General features: G+C 45.0%; 16 protein-coding genes. 12 read left to right on the top strand and 4 right to left on the bottom strand.

The window, feature by feature from the left end; all coding sequences use genetic code 11:
* Positions 1–40 precede the first annotated feature (40 nt).
* Positions 41–619, bottom strand: coding sequence for a hypothetical protein (locus RLN88_RS15690; protein ID WP_350222363.1), 579 nt, complete (start codon positions 617–619; stop codon positions 41–43).
* Between RLN88_RS15690 and RLN88_RS15685 the strand changes: the two genes are divergently transcribed.
* Genes RLN88_RS15685 through uvrA form a run of 3 tightly spaced genes read left to right on the top strand, consistent with a single transcriptional unit; the run spans position 618 to position 5,102 of the window.
* The gene (locus tag RLN88_RS15685) at positions 618–1,544 is read left to right on the top strand and encodes a TIGR01777 family oxidoreductase (protein ID WP_350222362.1); all 927 of its coding nucleotides are present in this window, start codon (positions 618–620) and stop codon (positions 1,542–1,544) included. The two genes, RLN88_RS15690 and RLN88_RS15685, sit on opposite strands and share 2 nt — an antisense overlap.
* A 3-nt stretch (positions 1,545–1,547) precedes the next feature.
* Positions 1,548–2,270: an LOG family protein gene (locus tag RLN88_RS15680; RefSeq protein WP_350222361.1), complete on the top strand. Its 723-nt coding sequence runs from the start codon at positions 1,548–1,550 to the stop codon at positions 2,268–2,270.
* On the top strand, positions 2,271–5,102 hold the full coding sequence (gene uvrA, locus RLN88_RS15675; protein WP_350222360.1) for an excinuclease ABC subunit UvrA: 2,832 nt from the start codon (positions 2,271–2,273) through the stop codon (positions 5,100–5,102).
* Here uvrA and RLN88_RS15670 read toward each other — a convergent pair.
* On the bottom strand, positions 5,095–5,400 hold the full coding sequence (locus RLN88_RS15670) for a hypothetical protein (RefSeq protein ID WP_350222359.1): 306 nt from the start codon (positions 5,398–5,400) through the stop codon (positions 5,095–5,097). The genes uvrA and RLN88_RS15670 overlap by 8 nt on opposite strands.
* Positions 5,401–5,629: 229 nt before the next feature.
* Here RLN88_RS15670 and RLN88_RS15665 point away from each other — a divergent pair, with 229 nt between their 5' ends.
* Positions 5,630–6,619, top strand: a complete 990-nt coding sequence (locus RLN88_RS15665) for a sensor histidine kinase (RefSeq protein ID WP_350222358.1) — start codon at positions 5,630–5,632, stop codon at positions 6,617–6,619.
* Positions 6,620–6,669: 50 nt separating this feature from the next.
* Positions 6,670–7,380, top strand: coding sequence for a LytR/AlgR family response regulator transcription factor (locus RLN88_RS15660; RefSeq protein WP_350222357.1), 711 nt, complete (start codon positions 6,670–6,672; stop codon positions 7,378–7,380).
* On the opposite strand, the gene RLN88_RS15655 is transcribed toward RLN88_RS15660, so the two are convergent.
* Both RLN88_RS15655 and hemW read right to left on the bottom strand, forming a co-directional pair.
* The gene (locus tag RLN88_RS15655; RefSeq protein WP_350222356.1) at positions 7,377–7,742 is read right to left on the bottom strand and encodes a hypothetical protein; all 366 of its coding nucleotides are present in this window, start codon (positions 7,740–7,742) and stop codon (positions 7,377–7,379) included. The two genes, RLN88_RS15660 and RLN88_RS15655, sit on opposite strands and share 4 nt — an antisense overlap.
* A gap of 112 nt (positions 7,743–7,854) precedes the next feature.
* Positions 7,855–8,982 carry a radical SAM family heme chaperone HemW gene (hemW, locus tag RLN88_RS15650; RefSeq protein WP_350222355.1) on the bottom strand — a complete coding sequence of 376 codons (1,128 nt, stop codon included), beginning with the start codon at positions 8,980–8,982 and terminating at the stop codon, positions 7,855–7,857.
* Between the two features lie 25 nt (positions 8,983–9,007).
* Between hemW and RLN88_RS15645 the strand changes: the two genes are divergently transcribed.
* The 7 genes from RLN88_RS15645 (at position 9,008) to porM (ending at position 17,200) form a co-directional block, all read left to right on the top strand.
* Positions 9,008–10,621, top strand: coding sequence for a BamA/TamA family outer membrane protein (locus tag RLN88_RS15645; protein ID WP_350222354.1), 1,614 nt, complete (start codon positions 9,008–9,010; stop codon positions 10,619–10,621).
* Positions 10,622–11,704: a DUF4271 domain-containing protein gene (locus RLN88_RS15640; RefSeq protein WP_350222353.1), complete on the top strand. Its 1,083-nt coding sequence runs from the start codon at positions 10,622–10,624 to the stop codon at positions 11,702–11,704.
* 21 nt (positions 11,705–11,725) lie between these two features.
* Entirely contained in the window at positions 11,726–12,517 is a 792-nt protein-coding gene (locus RLN88_RS15635) for a uroporphyrinogen-III synthase (RefSeq protein WP_350222352.1), read from the top strand.
* 43 nt (positions 12,518–12,560) lie between these two features.
* Complete coding sequence (locus RLN88_RS15630; RefSeq protein WP_350222351.1) at positions 12,561–13,514, top strand: PorP/SprF family type IX secretion system membrane protein; 954 nt, start codon at positions 12,561–12,563, stop codon at positions 13,512–13,514.
* 144 nt (positions 13,515–13,658) lie between these two features.
* A complete protein-coding gene (gene porK, locus RLN88_RS15625; RefSeq protein ID WP_350222350.1) occupies positions 13,659–14,693 on the top strand; it encodes a T9SS ring complex lipoprotein PorK/GldK in 1,035 nt (344 codons plus the stop codon).
* A gap of 41 nt (positions 14,694–14,734) precedes the next feature.
* Positions 14,735–15,547: a type IX secretion system motor protein PorL/GldL gene (porL, locus tag RLN88_RS15620; RefSeq protein ID WP_350222349.1), complete on the top strand. Its 813-nt coding sequence runs from the start codon at positions 14,735–14,737 to the stop codon at positions 15,545–15,547.
* Between the two features lie 21 nt (positions 15,548–15,568).
* Complete coding sequence (gene porM / locus RLN88_RS15615; protein ID WP_350222348.1) at positions 15,569–17,200, top strand: type IX secretion system motor protein PorM/GldM; 1,632 nt, start codon at positions 15,569–15,571, stop codon at positions 17,198–17,200.
* Positions 17,201–17,219: the final 19 nt, after the last annotated feature.

The raw sequence follows: 17,219 nt of genomic DNA, 5'->3' as shown, positions 1-17,219 counted from the left end.
AAATAGGATTTTTGGTAATTCTGGATTAAAAAATTATGAATTAACCTGCCCGCTCAACCTCCTTTATCCTCTCCTTTAAGGCTTCCACCTCTTTTTCCAGTTGATTGATTTTCTGAAGCAATTTCTGCTTCCTGCTCTCAAGCACCATCTCACGATACTCGTCTCCCAGGTCATCTGCCAGTTTCTGTTTTTCTTCAATTTCTTCCACCAGGTCATTGATGTAAAAGCTTTTCTTGAAGTCAATCAGCAGGGCCAGTGCCTGCTCCTTGTAGGTCTCATTCTCCAGCCCCAGAAAAAAATCAGTCCCTCCCTTGCATTCGGTGGTCTGGGTAAAAATCTCCAGGTCCACATTTCCGTCTGTGGTTTCCGATGGGATGGTCACCTTATAGTAGGTTTTCATGTTGAGCGGGCTGCCAAATTTGCGGGCATACTCCCACCAGCCTCTTCTCACCTCTTCCCATCCATAGTCAAAATTTGTACGGTACCCCCTAAGTGTCTTACCTTCCAGGGACAATTGAGTAGACTCTGTTTTGGTGCCATAGTTGTTTTGAGAGAAAGTCACCAAGGCAGTGAACAAAAGCAGGTATCCGAGAGTATGTTTATAAACGATTTTTTCCATGTCTTCAACAAATCTAAACGACCAAATCAAAACGGTACTTATCACAGGAGGAACCGGCCTGGTGGGGAGCGAACTTAGCCAACTTCTCACCACCAAAGGCTATAAGGTCACCCACCTGTCACGAAACCCAACGCAAAAACGCTACCAGACATTCTACTGGGATGTGAAAAAAGGAGAAATAGATGAGGAAGCCATCACCTCTGCGGACGCAATCATTCATCTGGCTGGAGCCGGGGTGTCGGACAAGCGATGGTCAGAAAGCTGGAAAGAAGAAATCTACAATAGCCGCATCAACTCCACCAGATTGCTAAAGGAAAAAGTCCAAGCATTAAATCCCAAACTCAAGCATTTCATCTCAGCGTCTGCCATTGGATACTACGGTTGGGATTCCGGGGGAGAGCTTGTGGGTGAGGAATCCGTGAAGGGAGATGGATTTCTTGCAGATGTAGTAGACGACTGGGAAAGCGAAACCGATCAATTCAAATCCCTGAAAATAAAAGTTTCCAAAGTTCGCATCGGCATTGTCCTGAGTGAAAAAGGTGGTGCACTGGTGGAAATGGCCAGACCTGTTAAATATGGGATAGGTGCTCCGCTCGGTTCTGGGAGGCAGTATATGAGCTGGATACACATTACTGACCTTTGTGGGATTTTTGCTCACCTTTTGAAAATGGGGTTGGAAGGCACTTACAATGGAGTGGCTTCATCGCCTGCCACTAACAAGGATTTCACAAAATCTTTAGCATCTCAGCTCCGAAGACCCCTCTGGCTGCCGAATGTTCCTAAATTTGCGCTCCGATTGATTGTGGGGGAAATGTCCGATATATTAGTCGGGGGCAATCGCGTGTCCAGCAAGAAAATAGAAGGCACGGGATTTAATTTTCAGTTTGTGGCGTTAGACCATGCGCTGCAGGATTTACTTAAATAGAAAATGGCAAAAAACATTAGCAAAGAGGAGGAAGCACGCATATTGCAGGCCTTCAAGGAAAGGGATTGGAATGAAATAAAAAGTGCCGACTCCTGGATGATCTTTAAGGTAATGGGCGAGTTTGTACAGGGCCTTGAAAAAATGGCCAAAATCGGGCCATGTGTTTCCATCTTCGGTTCCGCCCGAACCAAACCAGACGATAAATACTACAAGATCGCAGAGGAGATTGCCGCCAAGGTGGTAAGGCACGGCTATGGGGTTATTACAGGTGGTGGACCAGGCATCATGGAGGCTGGTAACAAAGGAGCAAATGCCCAAGGGGGTAAATCCGTGGGGTTGAACATTGACCTTCCTTTCGAGCAAAACAATAACATTTATATCGATCGGGACAAGAGCATTGACTTTGACTACTTCTTTGTGCGCAAAGTGATGTTTGTAAAATACTCCCAGGGATTCATTGTATTGCCCGGAGGGTTTGGCACCATGGATGAATTGTTCGAGGCACTCACCCTGATCCAGACAAAAAAAATCGGTCAGTTTCCAATTGTTTTAGTGGGCCGGGAGTTTTGGTCGGGATTGGTAGACTGGCTGAAAGGAACTATGCTAAAAGTAGGAAATATCAGCAATCCGGACCTGGATCTCTTTCACATCGTAGATACCGCCACTGAGGCCGTGGATGTGATAGATGATTTCTACAACAAGTACAACCTCAGTCCAAACTTCTAATTGGCTTTCCGAAAGTTGAAGAAGCGAGAGGAAGTCATCGAAATCATTGGTGCGCGGGAGCACAACCTCAAGAACATTGATGTGACCCTGCCACGCAACAAACTGATAACCATCACTGGAATCAGCGGTAGTGGTAAGTCTTCCCTTGCCTTTGATACGATCTATGCGGAGGGTCAGCGCAGATACATGGAGAGCTTCAGCGCCTACGCCCGTTCTTTCATTGGGGATATGGAGCGGCCGGATGTGGACAAGATCGATGGGCTCAGTCCGGTGATTTCCATCGAACAAAAAACAACCTCCAGAAACCCCCGCTCCACGGTGGGCACGGTCACAGAAATCTACGACTTTTTCCGACTGTTGTATGCCCGTGCAGGAGAAGCTTACTCCTATCTGACTGGCAAGAAAATGACCCGTCAGTCCGAAGATCAGATTATCGACATGATCCTGAAAACCTATGACGGGCAGAAGCTGGTATTGCTGGCTCCAGTGGTCAAAGGAAGAAAGGGACATTACCGTGAGCTATTTGTTCAGATCAGGAAACTTGGGTTTACCAAGGTGCGGGTAGATGGTGAGGTGCAGGATCTTGCCCCCAAGATGCAGGTAGACCGATACAAGACCCACGATATCGAGATCGTAACTGACCGGATTAAGGTATCGGAAAAGGATAAGAAGCGAATCAGGGAATCTGTCAATACTTCCCTTCGCCATGGCGATGGAGTGATGATGATCCAAAAAGAAGACGGCACCATTTCCCACTTTTCAAAAAGCCTGATGGATCCGGAAACCGGGCTCGCTTATGATGACCCTGCCCCCAACACCTTCTCTTTCAATTCTCCATATGGGGCTTGTCAGGAGTGCAACGGGCTTGGGGTTATTGAAGAAATTTCGAAAGAGTCCGTAATCCCTGACCCTTCCCTGAGTATCAGCCGTGGCGGGATAGCCCCACTGGGGGAGTTTCGCGACATCTGGATTTTCAAAAAAATTGATGCGATTCTGAAGAGGAACAAAGTCAACCTCTCCACACCGATTAAGAAAATACCGGAAGAGATCATTAACGTGTTGCTCTATGGGGATAGCGTGCCGGTGGCGGTGAGTTCAGTCAAGTACCCGGGCACAGACTGGCACACAAAATTTGAGGGGATCATCAACTTCCTGGAAAAACAGAAAGATGGAGGCTCGGAAAAAATCCAGGCTTGGGTCAAGGAGTTTACAGATACTCGGGTGTGCCCCAGCTGTGATGGCTATCGACTGAAAAAGGAAGCCCTTCATTACAAAATTGACGACAAGCACATTGGAGAGCTTGCAGAAATGGATGTAAATGCGCTGGGCAAGTGGATGGAAAATCTGGAAGAGCGACTCACCGAAAGACAGCTGGTGATCGCTACTGAGATACTCAAAGAATTGAGGAAACGAATTGGGTTTTTGTTGGATGTGGGGCTCGATTATTTGAGCCTGAACCGGCCGCTAAAGACACTTTCGGGAGGTGAAGCACAGCGAATTCGACTCGCAACGCAGATTGGTACTCAGCTGGTCAATGTGCTTTATATTCTGGACGAGCCTAGTATTGGATTGCACCAGCGGGATAATGTGAAGCTGATTCAGGCACTGAAAGACCTTAGGGATTTGGGAAATACGGTCATTGTGGTGGAGCACGACAAAGACATGATGATGGAGTCTGATGAGGTGGTGGATATCGGTCCTGGGGCCGGCAGGCATGGTGGGCAGATCGTGGCACAGGGCAATCCGCAGGAATTTTTAAAGCTGGGGAGTTCTACGGCCGACTACCTCAATGGGAAACGAAAAATTGAAATTCCTAAGGAGCGCAGGAAACCAAATGGAAAGTGGCTGGAACTGCATGGAGCCTCCGGGCACAATCTAAAAGGCGTTGATCTCAAGTTGCCGTTAGGCAATCTCATTCTGGTCACAGGGGTTTCCGGTAGCGGCAAGTCCACCCTGATCCACGAGACCCTTTATCCGCTACTTAGGAAGCAGCTATATCGAAGCAGGCAGGAGCCATTGCCGTATAAAGTGATCAAAGGCGTAGATGAGTTGGATAAGATCATTGAGGTGGATCAGTCTCCAATCGGGCGAACACCTCGATCCAACCCGGCCACCTACACCGGGGTTTTTTCCGATATCAGGAGCTTGTTTTCGCAGCTGCCTGAGGCAAAGATCCGTGGATACAAGCCGGGTCGCTTTTCCTTCAATGTGAAGGGAGGAAGGTGTGAAACCTGTGGTGGTGGAGGGATGCGCCTCATTGAAATGGATTTCCTGCCGGATGTACATGTGCCATGCGAAACCTGCAAGGGAAAAAGGTACAACCGTGAAACATTGGAAGTTCGGTTCAAAGGAAAATCAATCTCAGATGTGCTGGACATGACCGTATCCCAGTCGGTGGATTTCTTTGAGAATCAGCCACGGATTGTCCGAAAGCTGCAAACACTGGACGAGGTAGGCCTTGGATACATCTCCCTTGGGCAGCACGCCACTACACTTTCCGGAGGAGAAGCCCAGCGTGTGAAGCTGGCGACCGAGCTATCGAAAAAGGATACCGGAAAGACTTTTTACATTCTGGATGAGCCTACCACCGGCCTGCATTTTCAGGACATTGAGCACCTGCTCGATGTGCTACAGCGGCTGGTCAATAAGGGAAACACCGTCCTCATCATTGAGCACAACATGGATGTGATCAAGGTGGCGGATTATATCATTGATCTTGGTCCGGAGGGAGGTTTTGCCGGAGGCGAAATTATCGCCCAGGGAACCCCGGAGGAGATCGCTAAGGTAAAAGAAAGCTACACTGGCAAATTTCTCCAGGCAGAGCTCAATTAACCACCGCCTGAATATTCTCGGAATCCCCGAAATAGTAATAATCCCCGTGATAGTCGAAGGCAAAATCGCTTTCTTCCAGAATCATGTGATCCATCACACTGATCTTGTTGTTGGCCACATCATCCAAAGGAATTTCCCGCACCAGCGATCCCTGATAGTCATAGATTTTTACCATCTTCTGGAATACCATATCGCTTTCCAGTTGCATATTCAAATCTTGGTGAGTTTGAATGGGAGCTTCAGCAATTCCAATGAAGAGTGAAGCCGAAAGTGTCATTAGAAAAAGTAGTGATTTCATTTTTGTCCTTGTTTTGAGTTTGAGTTTTAGTCCTGTCCTTCCATACGACGAATGAGACGGTGAGTTTGTTAATTATCATTAATTGTGCGGTTAAAAACGGTAATGATTTGTTAAAAACCACTCATCAGCGGATGCACGCTTCCATCGAATTCAGTTCGTTTAAAATCAGCGCCTTGCGTACTTTTAGCCGTTCATGAACAAAACGCGGATATATTGGCTTTGTCAAATTTTGGGCTGGGGCCTCTACGGGTTCATCCAGGTGTTCCTTTATACGGTAGCCGAAAGGTTTGACACCATCCAGGCTCTGGGGGTCCTGTATCAGGTGGTCTATTTCATCACTACTACACACATACTAAGGGGGCTGATTATCAATCGCGGCTGGCTCAACCTTCGATTGAGATTGCTGATCCCACGACTGCTGATCGTCACCCTTGCGCTCAGTGGATTAAACTACGTTTATCTGTACATCATCGAACTGCTGACACATACCATCTCACGCACGGAACTCATGGTCATCACAGCGTTGGTAAATACCGTGTTTTACTGGGTCATCTATTTCATTTGGACCATCTTCTATTTCGCTTTTCACTATGTGGAGCGATACAACAAATCCCTGAAAGCAGAGACGGCAGCACGAGAGGTAGAGCTAAACAATTTGAAAGCCCAACTCAATCCACACTTCATTTTTAACGCACTGAACAGCATCCGCGCACTGGTGGATGAAAATCCTCGGAAATCGAAGGAATCGATCACGCAGCTTTCTCATATTTTGAGAAATTCCCTGATTAGCGACCGGAAGATGCTCATTCCTTTCATGGAGGAGCTGAAAACAGTGATGGATTACCTGGCCTTAGAGTCCATCAGGTACGAAGAGCGCCTCACCACCAAGTTCAACATTGATCGAAATTCAGGGCGGTATTCCATCCCTCCATTGATGCTGCAAACACTCGTGGAAAACGGCATCAAGCACGGTATATCTAACCTGAAGCACGGTGGGGAGATAAATATTACCACTAGTGTAAAGAGAAAACTACTGCATCTTCAAATCCGTAATACGGGACAACTTCCAAAAGAAGTAAATTTAGAAAAGGGTTTTGGGCTGGCTAACACGAGCAAACGGTTGGAGCTGATCTACGGTGAAGCAGCCAGGTTTGAAATCAAGAATGAAAATAAGAATACGGTATTGACCTCCATCTGGATTCCACTGATGAATCAATAATGGTAAGAAACCTAAACTCCATGTGCCATTGAAAAATTAACTTACACCACATGAAAGCGATTATAGTAGACGATGAACGATTAGCACGAAAGGAACTCATTTCCCTTTTGAGCAATCATCCGGAAATAGAGGTGGTGGATGAGGCAGCCAACCCGGACGAGGCAATGGAGAAGATTGAAAAGCATGATCCGGATGTGGTATTTCTCGACATCCAGATGCCGGGCAAGACCGGCTTTGAAATGCTGGAAGAGATGGAGCGCGTGCCACAGGTCATCTTCACTACGGCTTACGATGAGTTTGCCCTGAAAGCTTTCGACTATAATGCGCTGGATTATCTGCTGAAACCGATACAGCCCGAACGCCTGACGGAGAGCCTGAATAAAGTATCCATCAAAGCAGCCCAGAAGCCGGCGAAGGACAAAAAGCTGAGCAGTCATGATCAGGTCTTTGTCAAGGATGGGGACAAGTGCTGGTTTGTGAAGCTGGAGGATGTGCGTCTGTTCGAGTCAGATGGCAACTACATCAAAGTGTATTTTGACAAGTTCAAACCGATGATCCATAAGTCACTAAATGCTCTGGACGAGCGACTGGACGACCGCCATTTCTTCCGTGCCAGCCGAAAGCACATCATCAACCTGGGTTGGGTAGAGTCCATCGACACTTGGTTTAACGGTGGCCTCCTGGTACAGCTAAAAGGGGGCGAAAAAATCGAAGTGAGCAGAAGGCAATCGGCACGGTTTAGGGAGATGATGAGTCTTTAACCCTTCACAATCTCCAAAAACTGCTTCTCCACATGCCAGTCTTTGGATAAGGTCAGGATCGCAGTGGTTTCCATCTCCGTCACATAGCCTTTTTTGTGCGTTTCTTCCCACACCTCCATCAGGTACCTGATGCGGTCAGACTCGCTCATCTTGGAAAAGATTTTGGAAAGGAACTCCCGCGAGCGCTCAAAGGCAGACAGGTAGTCTTCGGCTATAAACTTATTGGCCCACTCCATCTCCTCCTGCGCCTGCATTTTGCTGGCGGTATCCTCCAGCATTTCACGTTCCTCATCGTCTAGGCCGTGGTAGTGAAAGATCAGGGATTTTAGGAGTAAAAGAGCCTTTTTCGTTGTTGCGTCCATACCGGCCTCAAAAGTATTGGTTATTTAGGATTATCCCTAAGCAATTATTCGGTTGGGATGATTGGAGATAAAGGAGCTGAATGCACTTAAATAAGAAGTCCTAATTTTTGGGTTATTCTGGAAAAAATAGTCTTAGGGCAATTTCATCTGCTACCAAAAATCCTTTGGGTCTCAATCGCATAAAACCATCTTCCAACTCAATCAGGTCGAGACCACTCATTTCGTTGATAAGTGCCCGATGGACCTCTGGGAAATCCGCTCCACTCGTTTCACTGATCTTTGCCAGGTTCAAGCCGTTTCTCGTCCTGAGCTGTGTCAGGATTTGCTCATTGATCAGCTGGATTTTGGACAAAGTTTCCGTTTCTGAAAAGGACTCATTCTGCTGAATGGCTTGAATATATTTTGGATTATTCCGTATGTTGAAGCTGCGGGATGCTCCATCGAATGAATGCGCCCCAGGCCCCACGCCCAGGTAGGGCACCCCAGACCAATAGGCATTGTTGTGCCTGGAGTGAAAGCCTTCCCTGCCAAAGTTGGATACCTCATACTGGATGTACCCTTTGTCGTTCAGAAAGCCGATGGCAAAGAGGTACTGAGCGGCAGCCTCATCTTCCGGCACCTGGATCAGTTTGCTTTCCCGCTCCCATTTCCCAAATACCGTCTTTTCCTCGATGGTCAATCCGTAGAGGGAGATGTGCTCCGGGTTCAGTTCAGTCAGCGCTCGCAGGTCCTTTTCCCAGGCTTTTTCATCGTGATCCGGTATTGCGTAGATCAGGTCGAGTGAGATGTTTTGAAAGCCGGCTGCCCGCGCATTTTCAAAAGCCTCCCTTGCTTGATTGGCATTATGTGCCCGATTCATCCAGATCAACTTTTCTTCATGAAATGTCTGGATTCCCAGGCTCAGCCGATTCACACCCAAATTGAAAAGCTCTTTGGAATACGAAGGAGTCAGATCCTCTGGGTTGGCCTCCATGGTTAGCTCTACATTTTGCTCCAGTTTAAAATGTTCCTTTACTGTATCGAGTAAAAAGTGAAGCTGATCTGGAGAAAGCAAGGAAGGCGTACCCCCACCAAAATAGACCGTACTAGCCGGCTCCTTCAGGTAGTCCTTTCTGTGGGATAACTCCGCGGCAATCGCCTGCACCATTTCATCCTTGGTTTTCAGGTTGGTGCTGAAGTGAAAATCACAATAGTGACACGCCTGTCGGCAAAAAGGGATGTGAATGTAGATGCCAGCCATGATTTGGGCTAAATTGCAAAGACCGATGCAAAGAACACTGATTCTGCTGGTTTTTCTATTCGCTCATTCTGCCGGGGCGCAGATCAGCTCCCGGTTTTTCGTGGATGGTGAACTAGTTAGTGATCGCGTCTTTGCTGATTCTGTCAGGTTATCCAATCACCTGAGAAAGACCCAGCTCGATTGGCTGAATGACGGGTACTTTTTTTCCGGGATTGATTCGGTTGAAAAGGATTCGGTACAAACAAACATTTATTTTCATAAGGGAGAGAAATTCAGCTCAGACATTGAGGGGCTGGAAGGCAAAAGACTGAGGCAAAGGCTTGAGAAAAAACTCAGTGAGTATGCCAACCATGGCTATCCGTTTGCTTCCCTTCAGCTAGACTCGCTGAGCCTTGAAAATCAGGATTTGGCAGGGGCGCTAATGATCAATCCAGGGCCTGAAATCAGGTACGATTCTGCTTCCTTTTTTCAGAAGCCCAAAACCAATTCATCATATATTTTCCAGCTACTGGATATTGTGCCGGGGACAGCTTTTAGTGAGAAAGATTACCGTCTCATCCCTGAGAAAGTACAACGATCCTCTTTTCTAAGCATCCAAAGACCGACTGATCTATCCTTTAGCGACCGGGAGGCCACCGTTTATCTGGATTTGGCAGAGGATGCTTCGAGTACTTTTCAAGGGGTGCTGGGCTTGCAGCAGGCGCAGGCTGGAAAGACTACTGCCGTGGGCAGTATCGAGTTGGACATCCAGAATCTATTCCGGTCAGGCAAGCAATTGACATTTTCCTGGGAGCGGTTTTCAGAAGAGTCACAGCGGCTGGACCTGTTTTACAAGCATCCCTTCTTTCTGGATTCCAGGCTGGCCCCATCCTTCCGGTTTGACCTCTTAAAACAGGACACTACTTTTCTGACAAGGCGTGTCGGAATGGGGGTTCACACGTACATTGCCCCACGCTCGGAATTGTTTCTGGAGTATGAACGGACAGTTGGCACCCTGCTCACCACCGATCTGGAAACGATTTCAGAGTCAGGCATAGCAGACTTTTCCCGAAACGTCTATCAGGCAAGGGTCACCCGGGGAGTAAGGAATTCGCTAAATCAACTGAGGCAGGGATTAGTCTGGAGCACGTCCATTTCTGCGGGGAGAAAGGAGGTGGATAGAAACCTGAGTATCCCTGATGCTTATTACGACACCATTCAGGCACAGTCCAATTTTTACCGCTTTGAGGCGGACATCACCTATCAATTAAAAGCACTAAAACGCCAGGCTTTTTTTCACCAGGTTAGTGGAGGCATCCTTGAGAATGATGAGCTCCTTCGCAATGAACTCTATCGAATCGGTGGACTGAGTAGTCTTAGAGGGTTTAATGAAAAATCTTTTTTTGCCAGAAACTTCCTGATGAGCCGGATGGAGTTTCGGTCATTCTTTGAAAGCAGGAGCTATGCCTACGTTTTTTATGACCAGTTAATTTATGATCGGGAAAATTTTTCGGATCAGCCTTTTGGACTGGGTTTGGGGTTTGCGCTTGCTACTTCGGCTGGTCAATTTAGTTTTGCTTTGGCAATGGGCAAATCAAAGGATCAGGAGATTTCCTTTTCTACCATGAAAGCCCACTTCGGTTACATTTCCAGATTTTAAATGAGGCAGCTACTAACCATTTTTCTTTTTTTTGTTCTCACGAGCGTTTCAGCACAGCAGGACACGATTGTGATTGCCGATTACACCAAAGTAATGGTTGGCACGGATAGTGATGGGGCAATTTATCCAATCACTTCCTTGGAGGGAACTAGTCAGGCGGGTTTGTTTTTAAACTCACTTCCGAACGGAGAAATTCGAATTTGTAATCCAGAGAAGTTGTTCATCTGGATCGATGGCCAGCTGTTTGATCACGTGGAGGGATGTAAATTCTACAAGCCATCTGAGCTGTTTGATTACGTAAAATCAGACACCATTTATCTGTCCCTAAGCACCGAGGGTACGCTTGCAGACCTGACCTGCGACCTGTTGATTTATGAAGAGCTTGTTGTTGTAAAAGATGAAGTTCCGGTTTCCAGAGAGATTCGGGATTCATTTTCAGAGTTTACCATTATTTGTCTTGTGATTTTGGCTTTTACACTGGGTGTTATACTCTCCAGGTACAACACCCGGGTTTCCTATATCCTGGAACGAGCCTTTACATTCAAGATCAGTGCTTATGAATTTGTCAATACGAGTTTTTTTAGTACTGCCAGCATGTATCTGGTTTCATTCTATGCGCTCTCGCTTTCATTTGTAGGGTTGTATATGGATGAGATGCTCAGCACCGAGTTCTTTGGTGAACTGAATAGCACATTAGAGTATCTCTGGTTATGGGTCAGACTTTCTGTGCTTGTATTTTCCTTATTTATCGCCAAGTGGACCCTGATTTCTGTCATTGCTAAACTCTTTCACTTCAGGGGACTAAGGAATTTCCAATTATTTGATTTCCTTAATTTCAACCTTGTCCTTCTTGCGCCCATAATCATTTTTTTGGTAGTAGATTTCATCATCAACCTACCGGCTCAGTCGTGGGTATCACACGGATTTTTAGTCCTTTTTCCCGTCATGCTCATTCTCTTCATTGTGTGGTTCACTTTTAAATTTGTTAATAATTCACCGCATAAAAAACTTATTATAATTTCCTACCTTTGTGCCACAGAAATCATCCCTGTTATAATTATACTGGGATTTTTCTACAAATAATCATAAAACGTAGAAACCTACATGAGTGCGACTGATGATCTTTTAGTAACGGATAAAGAGCGTTTGAAGAGTGTAAAGAGTATTTTAGTATCACAGCCAGAGCCTTCTGATCCAAACTCACCGTATCACAAATTAGCCGAAAAGTACAATTTGAAAATCGACTTCCGTCAGTTCATTGAAATTGACCCGGTCGATATAAAAGAGTTTAGAAAGCAAAAGGTGAACATTCTGGATCACACCGCCGTGATCTTCACCAGCAGAAATGCTGTTGACCACTTTTTCAGACTTGCTGCCGAAAGCAAGATTGAGATTCCTACGGATATGAAATACTTCTGTATTTCTGAAACAACAGCAAACTACCTGCAGAAATACATCGTGATCAGAAAGCGAAAAATCTTTACTGGTGAACGAACTGCGGAAGACCTGCTGAATGTCATCAAGAAGCACAAGGGCGAAAAATTTATTTTCCCATGCTCCAATATTCGCACCGAGCATATCCCTGATTTTCTCAGTGAAAATGGGTACGAGTGGTCTGAAGCAACCATATATAGAACAGTAGCTTCAGATTTATCAGATTTGGATGATGTCACTTACGATATCATCGCTTTCTTTAGTCCTTCAGGGATAGAATCACTATTCCAAAACTTCCCTGATTTCAAGCAGAACAATACCAGGATTGCAGCCTTTGGGCCCACTACTTCCAAAGCAGTGAAGGATGCAGGGTTGATTTTGGATATTCAGGCGCCACTTCCAAATGCTCCGTCAATGACTGGAGCCATCGAAGTGTATATAAAGGAAGCAAATAACATTTAGTCAGAAATAAGGGTATATAAATTGTAAGAGTTATACTTACAATATGAAGAGTAGCCTCAAGGTTTCTTTACTGATTATCACACTGGGCCTGGCTCAAACGAGCCAGGCCCAGAATGATTTTTTCTTCAATCACTATATGTTCAATCCATCCTACTATAATCCGGGTTGGGTTGGCACAGAAGATCAGGCCTTTGTAGCCGCCCACCACAGAAGCCAATGGGCAGGCTATGATGCTACATTCGATCCTGAAGGTGCGCCCACTACTCAGTTGTTATCGTTGGTTGTTCCGGTGAAGTCTATTTTTTCTGGCGTAGGAATGTCTATATCCAATGATAAAGTTGGTCCGATCAACTCCATTCAGGCAAGACTGTCAGTCTCTGTAAAGAAGTCCTTCCGCTTTGGAGATCTTTCCTTGGGAATAATGCCGGCATTAAATACCCAATCCATAAATCCTAATTATCGGGCGGTGGATAATCCCGACCCCTTCATTCCAAGCGGAAAAGAATCACAGATTCGGCCAAACCTTCATGCAGGAGTCTTCTTTCAGTCACGGAAAGATTACTTCGCAGGTGTTTCCATCGAAAATATCTTAAAGCCAGGATTTAACTTCGGTACGGATGCTGTCAATGAAATTCCAATCAATTATATATTGATGGGGGGTACATCATTTGGCCTTATGCGCGAGTTGGTACTCAATCCTACCATCATGGTTCGCTCCGATTTAAACTCATATACCTATGACATCAGCGCAGTGGCGGTATATCAGGAACGCATGTGGGGAGGGCTGGCTTTTAGGAGAGCCGAGTCTATTAGCCTTCTTCTTGGATACTCCTTTCTAGAGAATAATAAATTAAAAGCAGGCTACTCTTTTGACTATGTGGTGAAGGATAAAGATGCAAAGCAGCCAACCTCCCATGAGGTTTTTATTCGTTACGATTTGCCTGATTTGGTGTTTGGTGGAAGAAAGGCAGTGAAAACCCCACGCTTCACTTTTTAATCTTACAGATAAAACCCTTTATCCAATTTTAAAGTAAAACTTGCCCTAAATAGATTTATGATTATATATTTAGGCTCAATATCGTGCAATAATTCTTGCTAAAGTTTGTTTATTTTACATACTTGCATGTTCAATAAAGGTGTTATGAATAAAATGCGTGTTTTTACAATCTCAAATTGTATTGTCCTTTGCTGCGCCATAATTCTTTCAGGTTGTGGTCTTTTTGGCGGAGATCAAGGTGACAGAGGAGAGCTGATTGGAGCTCCAGACAGACTAGGGTGGGAGATGACCAGGCCATTCGGAATGGTGTCTGTTCCATCCGGTACTTTTCACATGGGGCAGGCGGATGAAGATGTAGCCGCTACTCAGATAAATTTTAACAAACAGGTTACCATCGGGGCATTCTTTATGGATGATACAGAAATCACCAATAATGAATACCGACAGTTTACTCAAAATCTTCAGGAGAGTTCAGAGATTGATCTGCCTACAGGATACTCAATTGCAGACCTGATGCCAGATACAACCGTATGGACGAGGGATTACACTCACCACATGGGAGATCCTTTGGTGGTATATTACTGGTCTCACCCGGCATTTGATGATTATCCTGTCGTGGGTGTAGATTGGAATGCTGCCAAATACTTCTGTGAGTGGAGAACTAACTACATGAATGAGTACAGAAGAAGCGTTGGCCTTCCATTGATGCCAAACTTTAGGTTGCCTTCTGAAGCAGAATGGGAGTATGCCTCAAGAGGAGGAAGGGATATGGCAAAATATCCTTGGGGTAACCCATACATTAGAAATGCCAAGGGTTGCCTTCTGGCAAACTTTAAGCCAGGAAGAGGTAATTACTTTGATGATGGCTATGCTTATACGTCTCCCATAGGAACTTACTTTGCAAATGAGTACGGCTTGTATGACATGGCTGGAAACGTGGCAGAATGGTGTGAAGATGCGTATAATGCTTCTGCAATGCCACTTACCTGGGATTTGAACCCTACTTATTTTGATGAAAATATTCCATTCAAGGTGATTAGAGGAGGGTCTTGGAAGGACATTGCATATTACCTTGAAACCGGTACTCGATCATTCGAACATCAGGATACCACTCGTGCTTCTATAGGATTTAGATGTGCAATGACTTATCTTGGAAGATCATCCGGATACGAATTTTAATTAAACCAAACGAATAAATTACTAACCTAAATATTATTACAATGAGTAAAAAAGGCGGATTTTCTGAATTGCTCTATTCTACTATAATGCCAAAAATCTATGGGATTGGAGCGGCAGTAGTTATTGTAGGGGCAATGTTTAAAATTCTACACATGCCGGGTGCAGCAGTAATGCTAGGGGTTGGTCTAACCACTGAGGCAGTTATCTTTTTCTTAAGTGCATTCGAACCGAAACACGCTGAGCCGGATTGGGCAAAAGTTTATCCTGAGCTAGCGGATGATTACGATGGACCTGCAGCAGCTCCAAGAAAAGCTGTACCTCAGGCAACTGGTGCATCTGCACAAATGGACAAAATGTTAGCTGAAGCGAAGGTAGGGCCTGAACTCATCAAGAGTCTGGGTGATGGTATGCGAAACATGGCAGAGTCTGCAAAGAAAATGTCAAATCTTAGTGATGCTGCTGTGGCTACAAATGAATATGCCACTAATGTGAAATCAGCATCTAAGTCTCTTTCGGAAATGAACAAGTCATATGCCAGTGCCATGGAAGCAATGTCTGGTATGGCTGATGCTACGAAAGACACGAAAGAGTATCATAGCCAGGTACAAAATGTCACTAAGAGTCTTGGGGCTCTTAATGCTGTGTACGAAATGGAATTGAAGGATGCTCAAAGTCACACAAAGGCCCTAAATAAATTCTATTCCAACATTAGTGGTGCGCTTGAAAGCATGGCTGAAGCAGGTAAAGAAACATCTGCATTCCAGGCTGAGCTCAATAAGCTTACTTCTAATATTTCTGCTCTGAATAAAGTATACGGTAACATGCTTACCGCAATGAGAGGTAGTCAACAATAAACCCTTAAAAACACACGAATTATGGCAGGAGGAAAAGAAACACCACGGCAGAAAATGATCGGCATGATGTATTTGGTGCTGACTGCATTGTTGGCACTAAACGTTAGCTCCACAGTCTTAGATAAATTCGCCTTTATAAATGAAAGTTTGGAGCGAGCGAATGCCGAGACATCCGAGAGGAACGGAAGAACCATTGATGGCATGGAACAAGCGGTTGAGGACAAAGGAAACCGTCCGGATGATGTAAAAGTGGTAAAAGATGCGGAAGCTCTACGAGCGGAAACTCAGAAAGTTCTTGCTGAGATGGAGGAGTACAAGAAAAAATTCATCGATATAACCGGTGGATATGAAGATCCTCAAAAGAAAGATGCTCGATTCATCAATGGTAAAACTGATTACGATAAAGTAGGGCACTATATGATGCCAAAAGAAGAAGGGGGCGAAGGACACGGGGCAGCAATGAAAGATCTTCTTAATGGCTATGCTGATTATATCAAAGACGTTTTGGCCAAGAATGGTGCAGATGAGAATACCCTAAAGCAATACCACAAGATTGCAAAGGATGCTGATGAGGATGAATACTACAGTAAAGATGAGAACCAAAAAGGTAAGAAATGGTCTCAGTTGGCATTTGAAGGTTCTCCAACTCACGCTGCTTTAGCAACAGTGAGTGAGTTTCAAGCTAATATCTTAGGATTTGAGACTGCAGCTCTCGACTTTCTCGTAGATCGTGTAGGTCTAAAAGATATTACTTTCGATCAAATCAAGCCAGTGGTAATGCCAGAGTCGCAATATGTTGCGGCTGGCACTAAGTATAAGGCAGACATGTTCATTGCTGCATCAGCATCTGGCTTAAATGACAAGTTGGTGATGACATATAATGGTGAGGAAGCTCCTGTAATTGATGGTGTGGGTAAAGTTGAATTTACAGCAACACCTGGAAATTATGACAAAAATGGAAACGCCAGAAAGACTATTGTAGCATCTATTACTGTTCCTCAAGGTGGTGGTTCTGATACTACATTTACAGATACTATAGAGTATTATGTCGTAAAGCCTGTAATTCAGATTCAGTCTCAATCTGTTAATGCACTTTACTATAACTGTGGGAATGCTTTGGATGTGCAAGTGCCGGCTTTAGGTACTTCATATAATCCATCGTTCACTGCTTCTGGCGGTGATGCAATCAAAGGATCACAAACTGGTCAGGTAACGGTAGTTCCCAGAGCCCAGAAGGTGACCTTAACTGTTTCTTCAAACGGAAATGTCATTGGATCGAGAGAATTTGGTGTTAGAGGGATACCAGCTCCAGATATTAAAGTTTTTACAAGTGCTGGAGAAGTGAACCTTAAGGACGGTATTCCCGCTGGAACACCAGAGCTTTTTTTGAGAGCTATTCCTGATGAGAGTTTCGCACAGTTCCTTCCTGATGATGCTAAATTTCGAGTTGCCGAAGCAGAGGTAACTTTAGTTAGTGGCGGACTTGGCAGAGGTTCAGTTCGAGCTGGCGAGCAAATTAATTTAAGAGGAATGTCCGGAAGAAAGGGAGATCAGATTGTGATTGAAATTAAGAAGGTTCAAAGACAGAACTTCAGAAAACAAGTTGAAGATTTTAAGAAATTCCAGCGCTATATCAATATATCGTTGAAATAAACTTGTCAGATAAAAAGTG

Origin of the sequence: Ekhidna sp., from assembly GCF_040223195.1 — a bacterium.
Classification (GTDB): Bacteria; Bacteroidota; Bacteroidia; order Cytophagales; family Cyclobacteriaceae; genus Ekhidna.
The sequence above is the reverse complement of the archived record's forward strand: the minus strand, read 5'-3'. Positions and strand labels throughout refer to the sequence as shown.

What these genes read in the sequence shown, in the direction of transcription:
- RLN88_RS15685 (WP_350222362.1), top strand. Translation starts at nt 618, where the DNA reads ATGTCTTCAACAAATCTAAACGACCAAATCAAAACGGTACTTATCACA.
- RLN88_RS15640 (WP_350222353.1), top strand. Translation starts at nt 10,622, where the DNA reads ATGAGGCAGCTACTAACCATTTTTCTTTTTTTTGTTCTCACGAGCGTT.
- RLN88_RS15690 (WP_350222363.1), bottom strand. Translation starts at nt 619, where the DNA reads ATGGAAAAAATCGTTTATAAACATACTCTCGGATACCTGCTTTTGTTC.
- RLN88_RS15645 (WP_350222354.1), top strand. Translation starts at nt 9,008, where the DNA reads ATGCAAAGAACACTGATTCTGCTGGTTTTTCTATTCGCTCATTCTGCC.
- porL (WP_350222349.1), top strand. Translation starts at nt 14,735, where the DNA reads ATGAGTAAAAAAGGCGGATTTTCTGAATTGCTCTATTCTACTATAATG.
- porM (WP_350222348.1), top strand. Translation starts at nt 15,569, where the DNA reads ATGGCAGGAGGAAAAGAAACACCACGGCAGAAAATGATCGGCATGATG.
- RLN88_RS15655 (WP_350222356.1), bottom strand. Translation starts at nt 7,742, where the DNA reads ATGGACGCAACAACGAAAAAGGCTCTTTTACTCCTAAAATCCCTGATC.
- RLN88_RS15680 (WP_350222361.1), top strand. Translation starts at nt 1,548, where the DNA reads ATGGCAAAAAACATTAGCAAAGAGGAGGAAGCACGCATATTGCAGGCC.
- RLN88_RS15635 (WP_350222352.1), top strand. Translation starts at nt 11,726, where the DNA reads ATGAGTGCGACTGATGATCTTTTAGTAACGGATAAAGAGCGTTTGAAG.
- porK (WP_350222350.1), top strand. Translation starts at nt 13,659, where the DNA reads ATGAATAAAATGCGTGTTTTTACAATCTCAAATTGTATTGTCCTTTGC.
- hemW (WP_350222355.1), bottom strand. Translation starts at nt 8,982, where the DNA reads ATGGCTGGCATCTACATTCACATCCCTTTTTGCCGACAGGCGTGTCAC.
- RLN88_RS15660 (WP_350222357.1), top strand. Translation starts at nt 6,670, where the DNA reads ATGAAAGCGATTATAGTAGACGATGAACGATTAGCACGAAAGGAACTC.
- RLN88_RS15630 (WP_350222351.1), top strand. Translation starts at nt 12,561, where the DNA reads ATGAAGAGTAGCCTCAAGGTTTCTTTACTGATTATCACACTGGGCCTG.
- RLN88_RS15670 (WP_350222359.1), bottom strand. Translation starts at nt 5,400, where the DNA reads ATGAAATCACTACTTTTTCTAATGACACTTTCGGCTTCACTCTTCATT.